At 41.2% G+C, this 18,249-nt stretch carries 9 protein-coding genes and 1 pseudogene; 7 read left to right on the forward strand and 3 right to left on the reverse strand.

Annotation, left to right across the window (positions count from 1 at the left end; genetic code table 11):
* Positions 1 to 164: 164 nt before the first annotated feature.
* Positions 165 to 365 (reverse strand): VraH family peptide resistance protein, encoded by a 201-nt coding sequence (locus PYW36_RS01795; protein WP_037575879.1) that lies wholly within the window; start codon positions 363 to 365, stop codon positions 165 to 167.
* A 128-nt stretch (positions 366 to 493) separates the two neighbouring features.
* Here PYW36_RS01795 and PYW36_RS01800 point away from each other — a divergent pair, with 128 nt between their 5' ends.
* The 6 genes and pseudogenes from PYW36_RS01800 (at position 494) to PYW36_RS01825 (ending at position 5,830) form a co-directional block, all read left to right on the forward strand.
* On the forward strand, positions 494 to 1,378 hold the full coding sequence (locus PYW36_RS01800; protein ID WP_103159558.1) for an SDR family oxidoreductase: 885 nt from the start codon (positions 494 to 496) through the stop codon (positions 1,376 to 1,378).
* 234 nt (positions 1,379 to 1,612) lie between these two features.
* Positions 1,613 to 3,067, forward strand: a complete 1,455-nt coding sequence (locus PYW36_RS01805; protein ID WP_103159559.1) for a hypothetical protein — start codon at positions 1,613 to 1,615, stop codon at positions 3,065 to 3,067.
* Positions 3,068 to 3,100: 33 nt separating this feature from the next.
* Positions 3,101 to 3,250 (forward strand): annotated as a pseudogene (locus PYW36_RS01810) (sugar transferase); the annotation flags it as partial.
* Complete coding sequence (locus PYW36_RS01815) at positions 3,250 to 4,107, forward strand: NAD-dependent epimerase/dehydratase family protein (RefSeq protein ID WP_103159560.1); 858 nt, start codon at positions 3,250 to 3,252, stop codon at positions 4,105 to 4,107. The pseudogene PYW36_RS01810 and the gene PYW36_RS01815, both read left to right, overlap by 1 nt.
* A gap of 117 nt (positions 4,108 to 4,224) precedes the next feature.
* Positions 4,225 to 5,376: an FAD/NAD(P)-binding protein gene (locus PYW36_RS01820; protein WP_103159561.1), complete on the forward strand. Its 1,152-nt coding sequence runs from the start codon at positions 4,225 to 4,227 to the stop codon at positions 5,374 to 5,376.
* Positions 5,377 to 5,446: 70 nt separating this feature from the next.
* Positions 5,447 to 5,830, forward strand: coding sequence for an NUDIX hydrolase (locus PYW36_RS01825; protein WP_103159562.1), 384 nt, complete (start codon positions 5,447 to 5,449; stop codon positions 5,828 to 5,830).
* A gap of 41 nt (positions 5,831 to 5,871) precedes the next feature.
* Here the strand turns inward: PYW36_RS01825 and PYW36_RS01830 are convergent, their stop codons facing one another.
* Complete coding sequence (locus PYW36_RS01830) at positions 5,872 to 6,273, reverse strand: hypothetical protein (protein ID WP_229717294.1); 402 nt, start codon at positions 6,271 to 6,273, stop codon at positions 5,872 to 5,874.
* A 615-nt stretch (positions 6,274 to 6,888) separates the two neighbouring features.
* On the opposite strand from PYW36_RS01830, the gene PYW36_RS01835 reads away from it, so the two are divergent.
* Entirely contained in the window at positions 6,889 to 16,602 is a 9,714-nt protein-coding gene (locus PYW36_RS01835; protein ID WP_115346988.1) for a Rib/alpha-like domain-containing protein, read from the forward strand.
* A 144-nt stretch (positions 16,603 to 16,746) separates the two neighbouring features.
* Here PYW36_RS01835 and PYW36_RS01840 read toward each other — a convergent pair whose 3' ends face one another.
* The gene (locus PYW36_RS01840; RefSeq protein WP_037577339.1) at positions 16,747 to 17,877 is read right to left on the reverse strand and encodes a PucR family transcriptional regulator; all 1,131 of its coding nucleotides are present in this window, start codon (positions 17,875 to 17,877) and stop codon (positions 16,747 to 16,749) included.
* Positions 17,878 to 18,249: the final 372 nt, after the last annotated feature.

Raw genomic sequence — 18,249 nt, forward strand, 5'->3', positions numbered from 1 at the left:
TAAATGATAAATAAAATTAAAAAAATAAAACTGAATGAAATGCCTACAAAAAAAACTAAAAAATAACTAGGAACAATGAACAAGAAAGTCAGTACAAATGAATCAAACGATTGGAAGCGGACTCGCTTTAAACGTGGCCACCACGATTTCATCCTATGTTGCTCCTAATAACGTGAGCGATTGCGCATCGCTTGTTTTTCTTCTTCTGAGATATGGAAGTAATAAAAAATTGCAATGCCGAGAGGAATGCCGATAAATGGGGTTACCGCCATGCTGAAGAAGATGGTATACAACGCAACGAAAATAATTTCTTTTAATGTCCATTGATGGTTCATCATACCTTCGAAAAATTGTTTGATAGACATCATTTGTCCTCCTATAAAAAACGTATTTGATTGGATTGCTTCTATTATAACATGTATCGGCCAACGTTTCTTATATGAATGAACGGGAATAGAAGTGATATCAAAATAGAAGGAAAGAGGGAGAATAAATGGCTAAAAAACAAAATCCTTTAAATCAATTTTACAATGAAAAATTTGAAGAACAGCCTCAACCTTATCCAGGTATTCAAAGTAAAATGACACCTGTGCCTGATTGTGGCGAAGAAACATACAAAGGATCTGACAAACTGACAGATCGAAAAGCCCTTGTGACTGGTGGAGATTCAGGCATTGGACGTGCTGCTGCCATTGCTTATGCGAAAGAAGGGGCAGATGTTGCAATTGCGTACCATCCGGATGAACAGTCAGATGCTGAAGAAGTGAAAGCTGTTATTGAAAAAGCAGGACGCAAAGCTGTGTTACTTCCTGGAGATTTACGTGATGCAGATTACGCTAAACAAATGGTCAAAGATGCGCATGAACAATTGGGTGGTTTAGATATTTTAGTTCTCAATGCAGGCATGCAACAATATGAATACGATATCCAAAAATTATCCTCACAACAACTCACTGACACATTCGAAGTGAATGTTTTCTCTAATGTGTATTCTATTCAAGAAGCGCTTAATTATATGGACGAAGGCTCAAGTATTATTATTACGTCTTCTATTCAAGGTGTGAAACCTAGCGCGCATTTATTAGATTATGCGATGACGAAATCATGTAATATTTCTTTAACTAAGGGACTTGCGGCACAACTTGGACCTAAAGGTATACGAGTGAACGCGGTTGCACCAGGTCCTGTTTGGACACCATTACAAATTTGTGGAGGCCAACCTCAAGAAAATATTCCTAACTTTGGTCAAAAAGAGCCTTTACAACGTGCAGGACAACCGGTAGAACTTGCAGATGTTTATGTCTTATTAGCATCTGAAAATGCAAGCTTCATTACAGGACAAGTGTATGGTATTACTGGTGGATCACCTATCAATTAATATACAGTTTAACAGTCTCCACCTATAGTGAATAAAGCGCCCTCAAAATTTATCTGAGTATAAATTTTGAGGGCTTTTTTATGGCACTTGTGATTGTCTTTTTCACAAATATGTAAAGGGTGTGAAGTGAATTTTAAGCTAAGATTAAAAAATGGTTATAGAGGTTATTTTGAATAGATTAAGCTAAATTTTTTTAATATACTATGCCCAAATGAAAGAAAAGGAAGATGCTTCATGTGGGCAATCAAACGTTATCAATGGGTACTCATTGGTATTTTTGTTTTTTACTTGATTATGAGTATGTTGACACCTTTAATTCATGATGATCTTCAGTGGGCGAACCCCTATGGCATCGAAATGTTAAATGAAGGGTTTCAATCATTGAACGGCCGTTATTTAGGAAATCTACTTGAAATTATTGCGGTGCGTCTACCGTTATTTCGTTATATAACCTATAGTGTCTTTGCGCTACTCATCATTCGCATAATTTTTCAATATATTGTAGATATGAAACGCCAAGAATGTGAGCGGAGTTTTACGTATCTAACTATTTTTATGTTCATCCTCATGATTCCAACGACTATTTACAGTCAAATTTATGGTTGGTTTGCGGGGTTTTACAATTATGTGCCAGCCACACTGTGTTCTCTCTACATTTTGCGATGCAGTTTAAAACTGTTTGAAGGATGGCACTTAACACGTACAGAAACATTCGCTTGGGTGACTGTCGCACTGTTAGGGCAATGGTTTATGGAAAATATGACACTATTTAATGTCGCGATCGTTAGCCTTTTACTCATAGGCTTGTTTTACAAATATAAACATATTCCAACTCGAGCGATTGCGGTAGGGGTGAGTACACTTATAGGCGCATTTACCATGTTTATGAATCCTAATTATTTAAATATTTTTGCGGGGCGCTCAAATTATCAAAAAGTCTCTGATGATGAAAATGGGATTTGGGTGAAAATGATAGGGACTTTTGGCTCACAGTTTCCGGATAAAATGATTTTTCAGCCCATTATTATTTTATCGATTTTGGTCATTATTTTAATGCTATTTATTAAACAAAGTGCGATGACAAAATCAAAACAATGGTTACTCATTGCTGGACTTTTTTCAGCACCGCTTTATACGATACTCGTACGGATACCATTTGATTTTGAAACAAAAAATGAAGACGTCGGAGTGGCCATTACGAATGTCATCGTTGCGCTCATTTATTACGTGGCGTTGAATATGACCTTAATGAACGTTTTACCTACTGGTCGTCTAAAACGTTATTGTTTAATACTGTTATGGGCAATTCCAGTGATGGTGGCACCGCTCTTAATTGTGCAACCGATTGGTCCCCGTAATTTTTATGCGGTGTATATGATTTACGTCATTATCACGATGGCGTTGTTTTCGCGGATGAATTTTAGACCTCATCGTGCTGTGGTGGGTCTCACTTGTAGTATGGCGTTAGGACTTATCGTCATTTTTAGTACCATTTTTGTTGCGCAAACCAACCGTATCCAAGCGCTAGAAACAGCGTTACAAGATGATCATCATATGACCGCGTACACAGTTGAACGGTTGCCTTTTGAATCTTTCATGCAACACTCTTCCCCGTATGACCAAAAAAAGACAAATATTTTCAAAACCTATTGGGGAGTTCCAGAATATGTAAAATTAAACTTCAAATGATGTTTTAAAGCTATCAATTTGTGTTATATCTATGCGCAAGTGATGGGGCGAGATGATATTACAGATGATCAAAAAGTTGCTTATGATCGTTGGTATTTAGAAAATCAATCTGCACTTTTAGATATTTATATTATTTATAAAACGATAAAAAGTACTATCAAATCAGAGGGTGTGAGTCACTAATGAAAACCCTATTAATTACTGGAAAAAACGGCTATGTTGCTAATCATTTGGCACAAGATTTAGGTGGGAAATATCGCATCTTAAGAACGGATGTGAAAACAAATGCGTGGGAACAAGAAGACTGGTCTCAGGTAGACGTCGTGATTCATGCGGCCGCATTAGTGCACAATAATCAGCCAGATGCCACGATGGAAGACTATATGAAAGTAAATTATGCACTCACTAAAAACATTGCGCAAAAGGCGAAAGCTTCAGGTGTAAAACAGTTTATTTTTATGAGTACAGCGAATGTCTATGGTCTGACGGGTCAAGTAGGGAAACCTGTGATGATTATGTCAGAAACACCAATACAACCGCGTACGGCTTATGGCATTTCGAAATGGTACGCTGAAGGGGCACTCAATGAACTCGCAAGTGCTGAATTTAAAATGGCACATTTACGTCCGCCTATGATTTATGGACCGGGAGCACCTGGAAACTTTAGTCGATTAGAAAAAGTAGCGAAACGACTTCCTATTATTCCAGATATTCAAAATCAGCGAAGTGCCATTTTTATTAAGCATTTCACACAATTTGTAGAGACTTTAATTCAAAGTGAAAACGGAGGAGTTTATCATCCTCAAGATGGGTTTGATTTAAACACGACACGTGTCATTCAAACGATACGAAAAATACAAGGCAAAAAAACACTCACGATACCTCTACCGAATCGTTTGATAAAAAGTTTAAATCGTGTAGGGATTGCTCGTAAATTATATGGGAATTTGAAATATGATCTGCATATTGATGAAGTGAGTCTGGACTATCCTCAAAAAGATTTTTATACCGTCATGGCATTGACCCTTAATCATCAATAAACCGAAGAGTCTAAAACCTGGGAAAAAGGTTTTAGGCTTTTTTGATTTGCATTTCTAATTGAAATCGATTATCATTTATAAAACGTAACTATTACGATTTGTAAGTGAGGTAGATTTATGTCGAAATGGGTAATTATTGGTGGTGGCGTACAAGCGACGACCATTGCGATACATTTGAGAGCGTTAGGGCTTTCTGAACACAATTTACATATTATTGATCCACATGACCATTTAATGGCACAGTTTGAGATGCAAACAACGCGCATTGGTATGACTTATTTACGGTCACCGATTGTGCATCATTGTCATCCCGCACCGTTTGATTTAAAAAACTTTGCACGTGACGAAAACTATGCTCAACCGTTTAAAGGACGACATCAACGGCCACGTTTGGATATGTTTTTCGACCACACCCGTCATTGGATTGAGACGTATCATTTAGAGGCATGTCATATTCAACAAGTAGCGGTGGATATCAAAAAAGAAGGGCACATATGGTCGATTGGCTTAGAAAATGGCGCATGGTTAGAGGCAAATCATGTTGTTTTGGCGATGGGCACACATCACCATCCCTTTATTCCTGAAATATTTCAAAATATTGAAGACGTCATGCATATTCATGATGCGAAGATGGCGCCTTGTTATGAAGCCTCCCATGTCGTGGGAAGCGGAATATCTGCAGGGCATTTGACGTTAAAGCTTTTAAAAGAACATTCTGAGCGAACAATTCATTTATGGATGAAAAAAGATTTTGAGATGTTTGCTTTTGATGCGGATCCTGCGTGGTTAGGTCCTAAAAATATGCGCGGGTTTCATCAAGAAACAGATATGGCCATGCGGATTAAAATCAATCAAAAAGAGCGTCATAAAGGATCGATGCCAAGAGATATGATTATGTCATTGAAACATTATCAACAAGAAGGGCGATTAGTTGTACATCAAGACCCAATTATCGCTTGTGAGAAGCATCATATTATCACTGAAAAAGAGCGGGTGCCATTTGATCGTATCCTTTTAGCAACCGGATTTAAATACGATGTCATGGAACAACCCTTGATGCGTCGCTTATGTGCGATGAAAGAGGCGCAATGTGTTGGGCAGTTTCCTAAAACGACGACAGAACTCGAATGGTTACCGAATTTATATGTTGCGGGAATGATGGCGGATTTAGAACTGGGACCGTTTGCGCGCAATATTATGGGAGGTCGACAAGCCGCATTACGCATTGGAGAGGCTTTTCAAAATGCTACGAAGCATCTCGCAAGTTAAGTTTTGAAGTTCGGGAGAGCATTACGGTATCATGAAGAAAAAAAGATTCGATTGAAAAGGAGTCGTTCACATGATACGTTGTGTATGTTTAGTGGAGCGTCGTGACCATGCATTGCGACTCGTCCAAGTGAGACATCGCAAGAAGATGTACTTTCCAGGAGGCAAAATTGATCCGGGAGAGACTTTAGAAGCCGCGCTCATTCGAGAGCTCAAAGAAGAACTTCAACTTGACTTAACTGAAGCAGACCTTGAATATATAGGTACAGTGGTGGGGCCTGCGTATCCTCAGCCAAATGAAACGACCGAGCTGAATGGTTTTCGCACACGTCAGCCGATCGATTGGGATAAGGTCTCTATTGATTCTGAAATTACACATATCGATTGGGTAGCTATGGAGGATGAAGCACGTATCGCCCCAGCGGTATTAGCGTGGATCAAACACTATGAAAAATAGCACAACGCGAACATTGTGATTCTAGCAATGTTCGCGTTGTGCTATTTTTGTTCAACATGCGTAAGATTCGGATACAAGCCCCATTGAGGCGCATTAAAGCCAATTGTTTCAATTTTAGCCGATTGTCCCTCTTTAATTTCTTTTTGAATATCTTCACTATCAAATTTTGGGCGTAATAAAATATCGGCATTCTCAATTTTTATTGTTTTGTTACCTTGTTGAACTTCTATAAAATACGTTTTCCCTGTCGTGACACTATGATTCTCAGCATATTTTTGAACAATTTTTCCTTCATACGTTTGACGATTAAGTTCAGGAATGACCGTTCCCATTCCAATGAACAAAATAAGCAAAATGAACGCAATAATGAATATCGTATTCATGGCTTTATGCCCTAATTTGTCCATGACGGTATAAATCACGTTTTTTAATTTTCGCAACATTAATCTGTCACCTCGGATCACTTTTTTTAAAGATACTATAGATTGTCAAAAAACGCTATATATACATTAAATAAGCGAAGAATCAAGACCTATAAATGAGAAAAAATTTAGTTTGGCTGTCTCAAGGTATCTAGAAAATTATGTTGTGCATTTGAATAAGCGTGCACAACTCACTTTTAAAGTAAAAGTTTCCAAAACTAAATAATTCAAAATATTTAGTTGTGCTCATTTGTGATTTTGTTTCTATAAAAAGACTGTTAAATCAATGTTTTAAGGTTTTGTTAAAACAAAGTGAAAATCGAAAAAAATATTTTTGGGAAATATTAAATGAATGTAAAGCGTGCACTAGGATGATCTAAGTAAAAATAGCGTCAAATTATTGTGCAACACGACAAATTATAAAATAGTCGAATGCTTCTATATATTAGTTAGAATTCAACATATATCAACTTATAAAACAATTATAAGCGTGTATAATCCATTCTTTAGAAAAAACAAATAAGTTTAACAATAATCATTAACGGTGATTTTTAAATAAGAAGTGGTAGACTTATAACTTGTAATATATAAATAGACACAATTATAGAGAGATATAATTGGGGAGGAATTTTTTGCATGACCAAAAAAAATAAAACGCGTTCGAGACGTTATGATTATTTACCAAATAGAGCAAATAAATATTCAATACGTAAATTTACAGTTGGGACGACATCCATTTTAATCGGGGCCACATTAGTATTTGGTATTGATCACGATGCTAAAGCGGCTGAAACGACAACACCACCTGCAACGAGCACAACGACTGCCTCTGATACGACAGCTCAGCCGGCAACGACAGATACAACAACAGTTTCCACAAATACGACAGATTCTACATCAACAGCCACAAGCACTGCACAATCGACAACAGCGGATAGCACAACACAATCGACAGACTCAACAAATACAACAAACTCAACATCGACAGCAGACACATCAACATCCGCAAGTACCGCACAATCGACAACAGCGGATAGCACAACACAATCGACAGACTCAACGAATACAACAACATCAACATCGACAGCAGACACATCAACATCCGCAAATACCGCACAATCGACAACAGCGGATAGCACAACACAATCGACAGACTCAACAAATACAACAAACTCAACATCAACAGCAGACACATCAACATCCGCAAGTACCGCACAATCGACAACAGCGGATAGCACAACACAATTGACAGACTCAACGAATACAACAACATCAACATCGACAGCAGACACATCAACATCCGCAAGTACCGCACAATCGACAACAGCGGATAGTACAACACAATCGACAGACTCAACAAATACAACAACATCAACATCCATTGCAGATACATCAGCTTCAACAAGCGCGACGTCATCAACAGTCGCTACTTCGACATCGACGAGCACCGCATCAGCAAGCACCGCGTCAACGACAGCTACATCTACCACGCTTAGTAACTTCTCGCTAATGAGTGCAGCAGCACCTATGGCAGCGACAGCAGTCGCACCTGCAACAATAGATGTAGCCGCAGAACAAAATAACATTATCACTGCAGATGCGATTGCGAATGGTTATATTAAATCAGCGACTGATGCGACAAATGCCGCGAATACGCTTTCAGGTCGAGCTTGGCTGATTAATTCAGGGACACCATCGACAATGGCTAATGGATTGACGCCTGTTCCAGAAGGTACACCTGTCTACATGCAGTGGATTGATACGGATGGCGCAGTTTCTCCAATTTATCAAGCGAATACGACGAATCAACTTAGTTCAGTTGATGGGAGTCAGGTAGGTCCAGGTGCGTATGCTTTTGACTTGCGCGAACCTTGGATCGATGCTAATGGTACAAGTCATACGTATCGTGCCATTGATGGTCAATATTACCGTTTATGGATTAATGACTTTACAACTGCAAATGGCAACACGGCAACGATGTTACGTCAAGCGGGTGGCTTTTATCCTAATACATTTGTTAACTCAGTCACAAGTAGTAACTTAGGACAGTTCCCTTTAATAGGAATCAACATGCAACGTACAGGGATATTTATGTCGATCGTGCCAACAAATAATTATATGACAACGGACAATTGGATTGTCGATAATCAAGGACCTCTAACAAATCCATCGACAACCACAAGTGTGAATGACTTCATCAGTGGTAAAGTTTGGATAGAGTCAGGGGCTGGAGACTATGCGAACTCATCAACGGGACCGAACTATAACGCACCTTCTGATGTCGCTGGTGAGGGTTACCAAGTTGTGATGTCTTCTTTAACTGCTGAAGGTGCTAAAGCGTATGACGCCTATGTAAATAGTTTACCGAAAGACCAACAAACTGCAGCAGCACGTACATTATTACAAGCCAACCCACAGTACATTTCAGCGACAGTGACAGGTTATACGGATGCCAATGGAAATTATACTTTACGATTTCCTTCTGGAGCACTTGATTTAAATCATGTTTACGGCTATGTGTTAGACCCTAAAGGAAACCTAGTCAAATCATATTCGGCATTTACAACACCATTATTCCGCCCAGCAGACGCAAACTTATCGTTCACTCCGCAAACAGCACCATACGTGAGACCTGTGAGACATGCATGGGTGAATGTCAATTTTGCGGTCGTCGGCACGAACCTTACGAATATTAATATTACGAACTTTGATGTGACTGCCAATCCTGCAAAACCAGGTGATGTGGCTTATGTTGATGTAACGACTACAGCACTTTCGCCACTCCCAACGTATGTCGAATGGCGAGATTCAGCGGGTAATGTCGTTCAACGAAGTGCACAAGTGACAACAGAACAACAAGCCGAAGCCGCTGGGACTTTTACAATTCCTACAAATGCGAAGTCAGGGGAAGTTTACACAGTTTATATCGTTTCAGGTGGCAACGATATTGCGGCGGATTCTTTGATTGTTCAAGTGGATCAAAATTCTGCGACATATCAACCGACTTATCCAACGACAACAGTCTCTCAAGGACAAACTTTAGTCGTGAATACACCATTAAATAGTGATGGTACGGCTTTACCAGCAGGGACATCTTATGAATCAGGAAATAATGTGCCAACATGGGCAACAGTCAATGCCGATGGGTCTATTACAGTGGCACCCGATGCTACAGTGACACCAGGAAGTTATAATGTTCCTGTAGTTGTATCATATCCGGATGGTTCTCGTGAAACAGTCTATGCGCCAGTGACAGTCAAAGCACCGGATGCGACAGTTTATAATCCAACAGCAACACCAGTGGACACACCATACGGCACTGCAACTACCGTAGACCAAGTGACAAGTAATGTAACGATTCCGGGATACCCAACAACAGGGCCACAACCTGTAATTACTTTGAATGATCCATCACAATTACCAGATGGGACAACACCAGGGACAGTGAACGTACCCGTGACTGTGACGTATCCAGATGGCTCAACAGATCAAATTACAGTGCCAGTGACAACAGGACAACCGCAAGCGACACAGTTTGATCCAACGGTGACACCTGTCAATAATCCATATGGAACGGCGACAACTGCAGACCAGGTGACAAGCAATGTAACGATTCCAGGTTACCCAACAACAGGTCCGCAACCTGTGATTACTGTGAATGATCCATCACAATTACCAGATGGGACAACACCAGGGACAGTGAACGTACCCGTGACTGTGACGTATCCAGACGGTTCAACAGATCAAATTACAGTTCCAGTCACAACAGGCGTTTCTCAAGCGACACAATATGACCCAACAGCAACGCCAGTGAACAATCCTTACGGTACAGCGACAACGGCTGACCAAATTACTGGAAATATTACAGTTCCAGGCTTCCCAACAACAGGATCACAACCGACGTATACGATTCCAGCGGGAACAGTGTTACCAGATGGAACAACACCAGGAACAGTGGATGTGCCAGTAACCGTGACGTATCTAGATGGCACGACAGATCAAATCACAGTGCCAGTGACAACAGGACAACCGCAAGCGACAACATATCAACCTGTAGGAGACCAAGTGAATAATCCATTTGGAACACCTACGACAGAAAATCAAATTGTTGATGCAGTGATTATTCCAGGTTATCCAACAACAGGTCCGCAACCTGTAATTAGTGTGAATGACCCATCTACACTTCCAGATGGGCAAACATCAGGCACAGTCGATGTTTCAGTGACTGTGACATATCCAGATGGTTCGACAGATCAAATTACAGTGCCAGTGACAACAGGTAATACGCAAGCGACACAATATGACCCAACAGCCACTGCTGTGACGAACCCATACGGTACACCAACGACGCAAGATCAAGTATTAACTAACGTTACTGTTCCTGGATTCCCAACAACAGGCGCACAACCAAGCTATACACTTGCAGATGGCGCGACTTTACCAGATGGCACGCAATCAGGTACTTATAATGTTCCGGTGGTTGTGACCTATCCAGATGGCTCAAAAGATACAATTTCGGTACCTGTAACAGTAGGAGACGCCCAAGCAGTCACATACGATTCAACGTCAACACCTGTAGATACACCTTTTGGTACGGTAACAACTGAAAACGATGTCGTAAGTCATGTGGCCGTTCCAGGATATCCAACAACAGGAGTACAACCGACAATCACAGTGGATAACGGAACATCATTACCAGATGGTCAAACGCCAGGCACTTACAATGTCCCAGTGACAGTGACGTACCCAGATGGTTCAGTTGACCATATCACAGTGCCGGTAAATGTGGGACAACCGCAAGCGACACAGTATGATCCAACAGCGACACCGATTTCTAACCCTTATGGTACAGCGACTACAGCAGACCAAGTCTTAGGTAATGTTTCAGTTCCAGGCTTCCCAACGAACGGGGCGCAACCAAGCTATACACTCGCAGATGGCGCAATTTTACCGAACGGTACACAATCAGGTACATTTAATGTTCCTGTCGTTGTGACCTATCCAGATGGCTCAAAAGATACGATTAATGTCCCTGTAACAGTAGGAGATGCCCAAGCGGTCACATATGAACCGAGCGCAACGCCAATCTCTAATCCGTATGGCACAGCGACGACGTCAGATCAAGTCTTAGGTAACGTCACAGTTCCAAGTTTCCCAACGAACGGGGCGCAACCAAACTATACACTCGCAGATGGCGCGACTTTACCGGACGGTACGCAATCAGGTACGTTTAATGTTCCAGTCGTGGTCACTTATCCAGATGGTACAACTGATACAATCAATGTCCCAGTCACAGTGGGAGATGCCCAAGCGGTCACATATGAACCGACATCCACACCAATTGATAAAAACTATGGTAGCGCAACTTCTGAAGCGGATGTTGTTAGTGCTGTGACAGTGCCTAATTTCCCAACAACGGGAGATCAACCGACAATTACTGTTGATGATCCATCTACACTTCCAGATGGTCAAACACCAGGAAACTATAATGTCCCAGTGACAGTCACATATCCTGACGGTTCCCAAGACCATATTTCAGTACCTATCACAGTAGGTCCAACAGAAGCGTCAACGTACCAACCAACGGCCACAGCTGTTGAAACACCATTTGGTACACCAACAACAGCGGATGAAGTGATAGGAAATGTCACGATTCCTGAATATCCAACGACAGGAGAACAACCTGTCATTACAATAGATGATCCGACGACACTTCCAGATGGTCAAACAGCAGGAAATTATACAGTTCCAGTGACAGTCACTTACCCAGATGGTTCCCAAGACCATATTTCGGTTCCAGTTACGGTGACACCATCTCAAGCGTCAACGTATAATCCGACGGCAGGGGTCGTGAATAACCCATATGGCACACCGACAACAGAAGCACAAGTGACAAGTGAAGTCACAGTAACAGGTTATCCTTCAACAGGCCCACAACCTGTCATTACCGTCGATAATCCAGCCGCTTTACCTGATGGTAGCGTTACTGGTACGGTGGACGTTCCTGTAACCATCACATATCCAGATGGCTCAGTCGATCACGTGACAGTTTCTGTGTCAACAGGAGACTCACAAGCGGTCACTTACGAACCAACCGCAACACCAATCAATAAACCATACGGTACGCGAACGACAAATCAAGATATGATTAGTCATGTGACAATCCCAGGTTATCCAACGACAGGAGAACAACCTATCATCAATGCGATTGATCCAAATACGCTACCAACAGGTTATACTTCAGGTACGTTTGAAGTCCCTGTGTTAGTGACGTATCCAGACGGCACTTCAGATTCAATCATTGTGACAGTCACAGTAGACGCTCAACCACAAAATAACCAATATGAACCAGTGACATCACAAGTGAATCAACCATATGGCACACCAACAACTGAAACAGATGTTGTGGGCAAAGTAACCATTCCAGGCTATCCAACAACAGGAGACCAACCTGTGATCACAGTAGACAATCCATCCGCATTACCAGATGGTAGTGTATCAGGCACATATGACGTGTCCGTGACGGTAACATATCCAGATGGCACTACAGATCATATTACAGTCCCAGTGGTTGTAGGCGCACAACCCCAAAACACAGCATACGAACCAACAACAACGCCATTGGAAAAACCGTACGGCACACTAACAACGACTGAAGATATTACAAGCAGTGTGACGGTTCCAGGTTATCCAACAACGGGAGACCAACCGGTGATTACAGTGGATAACCCATCAACATTACCAGATGGAACAACGCCAGGCACATATGATGTACCAGTGACGGTAACGTACCCAGACGGTACAACGGATTATGTGACAGTTCCAGTGACAGTCGGCACATCTCAAGCAACACAATTCGACCCAACTGTTACAACTGTTAATACACCATATGGTACGCCAACAACAGAAGCGGATGTTGTAGGCAATGTGACAATTCCTGGCTACCCAACAACGGGAGACCAATCGGTTATTACAGTGGATAACCCTTCATCATTACCAGATGGCACAATTCCAGGTACAGTTGATGTTCCTGTGACAGTGACGTACCCAGACGGTTCTGTAGATAAAATCACAGTGCCAGTCACAACAGGAGAAGCCCAAGCGACAACAAATGACCCAACGGTAGCGCCAGTGGAAAATCCATATGGCACACCAACAACAGTGGATGATATTACAAGCAGTGTGACAGTTCCAGGTTACCCAACAACGGGAGACCAACCTGTCATTACAGTGGATAATCCGTCATCATTACCAGATGGCACAACGCCAGGCACAGTCGATGTACCTGTAACAGTAACGTACCCAGATGGTTCTGTAGATAAGATCACAGTGCCAGTCACAACAGGAGAAGCCCAAGCGACAACTTATGAACCGACAACAACGCCAGTGGAAAAACCGTACGGCACACCAACAACGACTGACGATATTACGGGAAGCGTAACGGTTCCAGGTTACCCAACAACAGGAGACCAACCAGTTGTAACGGTAGATAATCCATCAACATTACCAGACGGAACAACACCAGGCACATATGATGTACCAGTGACAGTGACATACCCAGATGGTTCGCAAGATCATACAACAGTGACAGTAACGGTAGGTGAGTCACAAGCAACTCAATATGAACCAGTTACAGGTCCTGTCAACAATTCATATGGCACACCGACGACTGAAGAACAAGTCGTTGGTCAAGTGACGGTACCGAACTTCCCAACAACTGGCGATCAACCAGTGATTACGGTAGATAAACCATCATCCTTACCAGATGGAAGTACACCAGGTACAGTCGACGTTTCAGTGACAGTGACATATCCGGATGGCACAGTTGATCATACGACAGTGACAGTAAATACAAGTGATACACTAGCGACGCAATATGAACCAACTGCTACACCTGTCGATAATCCTTATGGTACACCGACAACAGATAACCAAGTATTAGATCACGTGACGGTTCCAAATTATCCGACAACAGGAGATCAGCCAACGTATACGATTCCAAGTGGTACGACGTTACCAGATGGTTCACAATCAGGAACATTTAACGTTCCAGTTATTGTGACATATCCAGATGGTTCACAAGATATGATTAATGTTCCAGTCACTGTAGGAGAATCACAAGCGGTTATAAATGAGCCAACAACAACACCGGTAGAAAAACCATTTGGCACACCAACAACAACTGACGATATTACAGGAAGTGTGACTGTACCGAATTTCCCAACAACGGGAGACCAACCGGTAGTAACAGTAGATAATCCATCATCATTGCCAGACGGCACAACACCAGGAACGTATGAAGTTCCAGTGACAGTGACATACCCAGATGGTTCAGAGGATCACACAACAGTGACGGTGACAGTAGGAGAAGCCCAAGCGGCTACAAATGAGCCAACAACAACACCGGTGGAAAAACCGTACGGCACACCAACAACGACTGAAGATATCACAGGAAGCGTAACGGTACCAAACTTCCCACCAACGGGAGATCAACCGGTAGTAACGGTAGATAATCCAACATCATTGCCAGACGGCACAACACCAGGAACGTATGAAGTTCCAGTGACAGTGACATACCCAGATGGTTCAGAGGATCACACAACAGTTACTGTAACGGTAGGAGAATCCCAAGCGGCTACAAATGAGCCAACAACAACGCCAGTGGAAAAACCATTTGGTACACCAACAACGACTGACGATATTACGGGAAGCGTAACTGTACCGAACTTCCCGACAACAGGAGATCAACCGGTAGTAACAGTAGATAATCCAACATCATTACCAGACGGTACAACGCCAGGCACATATGAAGTTCCAGTGACGGTAACGTACCCAGATGGTTCAGAGGATCACACAACAGTCACTGTAACGGTAGGAGAATCCCAAGCGGCTACAAATGAGCCAACAACAACGCCAGTGGAAAAACCATTTGGTACACCAACAATGACTGAAGATATCACAGGAAGCGTGACTGTACCGAACTTCCCACCAACAGGAGACCAACCAGTGATTACGGTAGATAATCCATCATCATTGCCAGACGGAACAACACCAGGAACATACGAAGTACCTGTGACAGTGACGTATCCAGATGGATCACAAGACCATACAACAGTGACGGTCACAGTAGGGGAATCCCAAGCGGCTACAAATGAACCGACAACAACACCGGTAGAAAAACCAAATGGCACACCAACAACAGTGGATGATATCACAGGAAGCGTAACTGTACCGAACTTCCCACCAACAGGGGAACAGCCTGTGATTACAGTAGATGAGCCATCAACATTGCCAGATGGAACAACACCAGGAACGTATGAAGTTCCAGTGACGGTAACGTACCCAGATGGCTCCCAAGACCACACAGTTGTGACGGTAACAGTAGGTGAGCCACAAGCAAACACTTACGAACCGACAACAACGCCAGTGGAAAAACCAAATGGCACACCAACAACAGTGGATGATGTAACAGGAAGTGTGACGGTACCAAACTTCCCACCAACAGGGGAACAACCAGTTATTACAGTGGATAACCCATCAACATTACCAGATGGTACAACACCAGGCACAGTCGAAGTTCCGGTGACAGTGACGTATCCAGATGGATCACAAGATCATACAACAGTTACTGTAACAACAGGGGTTTCTCAAGCTGAACAAAACAATCCAGGTTATCATGATGGCGTTGCTAAACCAGGTGAAACAATTCATATTCCACAAAATGGTGATTCAAATATGCCAGATGGCACAAAATATGAAGTTACGCCACATGTCCCTAGTGGTTGGAACATTACAGTAGATGAAACAACAGGAGAACTCACAGTGACGCCACCAAATAATGCACAACCAGGAACATCGATTGTGACAGAAGTTATCGTGCATTATCCAGATGGTTCAACAGAGGTTGTACAAATCATTATTACTGTAGGTGAAAAATCTGAGACACCATTACCAAGTCCAACACCACATGTTCCTTCGACACCAAATACAGACACGATTACGGGAGAACATGCGACACCAGGTCATTCAATTTGTGTGACATGGCCGAATGGCTCTGTGAAAACAGTTCCAGTGAAAAAAGATGGTTCTTGGTCAGTCGCAATTCCTAAAAATATTGAAAATCAACCAGAACAACGTATTAATATAGTAGAAATCAATCATCAAGGACAGGTTTCAAAACCAACGACAATTCAAAAAGAACATGCGCCTGAAAAAGCGGGTCAACATGAATTACCTGAAACAGGTCAAAATTCAGAAAAAACATCACCAATTTTATTAGGTGGATTGTTTGCCGCATTAGGTAGTCTGTTGTTATTTAGACGCAAAAAACAAGACAAAGAAACAAAATAAGAAGGATATAAAAAGAGGTAGCTGCGGCTGCCTCTTTTTTGGTTCTATACTTTTAATGGTGCGTGAGTGGTTCACTAGCCGTTATTTTTGTAGAAAAAGGACGCTTCATCAACTGATGTTGTTGACAAAGCGTCCTTAGTCATATTATTTCGTTTTTTTATAGAGTAACTGAGCGATGCGCAATAATACAATGCCATCGATAGTATTCGGATCCCAACCTGTAATGTCATGTATTTTTTTAATCCGATAGTTCAGTGTGTTGCGATGGATATATAAATCGTTGGCTGTTTTAACCAGCTTTCCATGATTTCGAAAATAAGCTTCCACCGTTTCGTTTAAATACTTATCCTCACCAAAATTCAGCAATTTTTTATAGTTCGTGACGAGTGACGTTTCATTACTCGGCGTATAGTGACTAATATTACGACAAATGGTTTCCAATTCATATTCTTTATACGTATGAACGCCCTCAGTTATGTCTAAACTACGAATCAGTTTTTGAAGAGAAATGGATTCATTGTAAGACTGTATCAAACCATGAATCCCAGTATTCATGGAACCTAACGTAATCAAAGATTTGTTTAAAATTTCATCTTGTTGATGTGTTTCTATAAAGTGTTTGATATCTTGTAACGTCGTGCCACGATTTTTATTGGTTTTAAAGATAAAGATGTAGTCTTGTGGCGTGATTTCAATCACATCATCGTTAGGGAGTTTCCAGTTATTAAGCGACTGTCGTAAATGTTTAATTTTTGATTTACTTATTGTATGAATTTGAATTAATCCGACAGTGAAAGTTTCATTTAAACCTAATTGTTCAAGAAGACCTTTTCGATTGTAACTTTGAATTTGACGGTCTTGGTTAAAAATAATGTGCGATAACATTTGAGTACGAGATAATTGGAAGTGATGTTCTTCTTCTCGTTCTTTTTCTTGTGTAATGATAAATTCTGCATTCAGTTTGAGTAAATGAGAATAGTCTCGCACAACGTCAGGATGATCTAAAATGATAACTGTACCATAAGCGACCCCTTCATGTTCAAAGGGTACAACAATGCATGGCGTCTCAGTTTGCCAAAATTTCATATCTTCTTCTTCTATTTCAATGGGTACATTTCGTTGAATTGAATGGAGCGCAGCCTTATGTGTATGTCCTAAAAATTCTGCTTTTGAGGCATCAATTACTTGACCGCTTTGGTTGGTGATAAGAATATCCTTCTTAATAATAGATGCTGTTTTTTTGAGTGCTTTATGTGCCCAATATTCTTTTCTCATTGAAGTTTCCATCCCCTGTCTAAAACAAAATCTGTATTTTCTAAATATTTGTTTGCTAGTATTGTTCATCGATCAAAATATATATAAATCATAGCAATATAGTAACATTTAGAGATTGAAAGGTTGAATAATATGCCCATTACCCTTTGTGCATTTATACAATTGTCTTGTATTCAAATTGATGCCTTCAATACTTTAAATAGCCCTAAAACATTGAGGGTAAACATTATTTTTAATAGAGTCAATAATCTTATTTATTAAGTAAATTTAAAAATATAATAGCCTGTTGTCAACTTTGGCCAAAATTTATGTTAAATTAAAACTATGTTGTCCTACTTATAGTTTTTAAAGTTATTAAGTAGGAAACAAAAA

It is taken from the genome of Staphylococcus chromogenes (assembly GCF_029024625.1).
In the GTDB taxonomy this organism is placed as follows: Bacteria; Bacillota; Bacilli; order Staphylococcales; family Staphylococcaceae; genus Staphylococcus; species Staphylococcus chromogenes.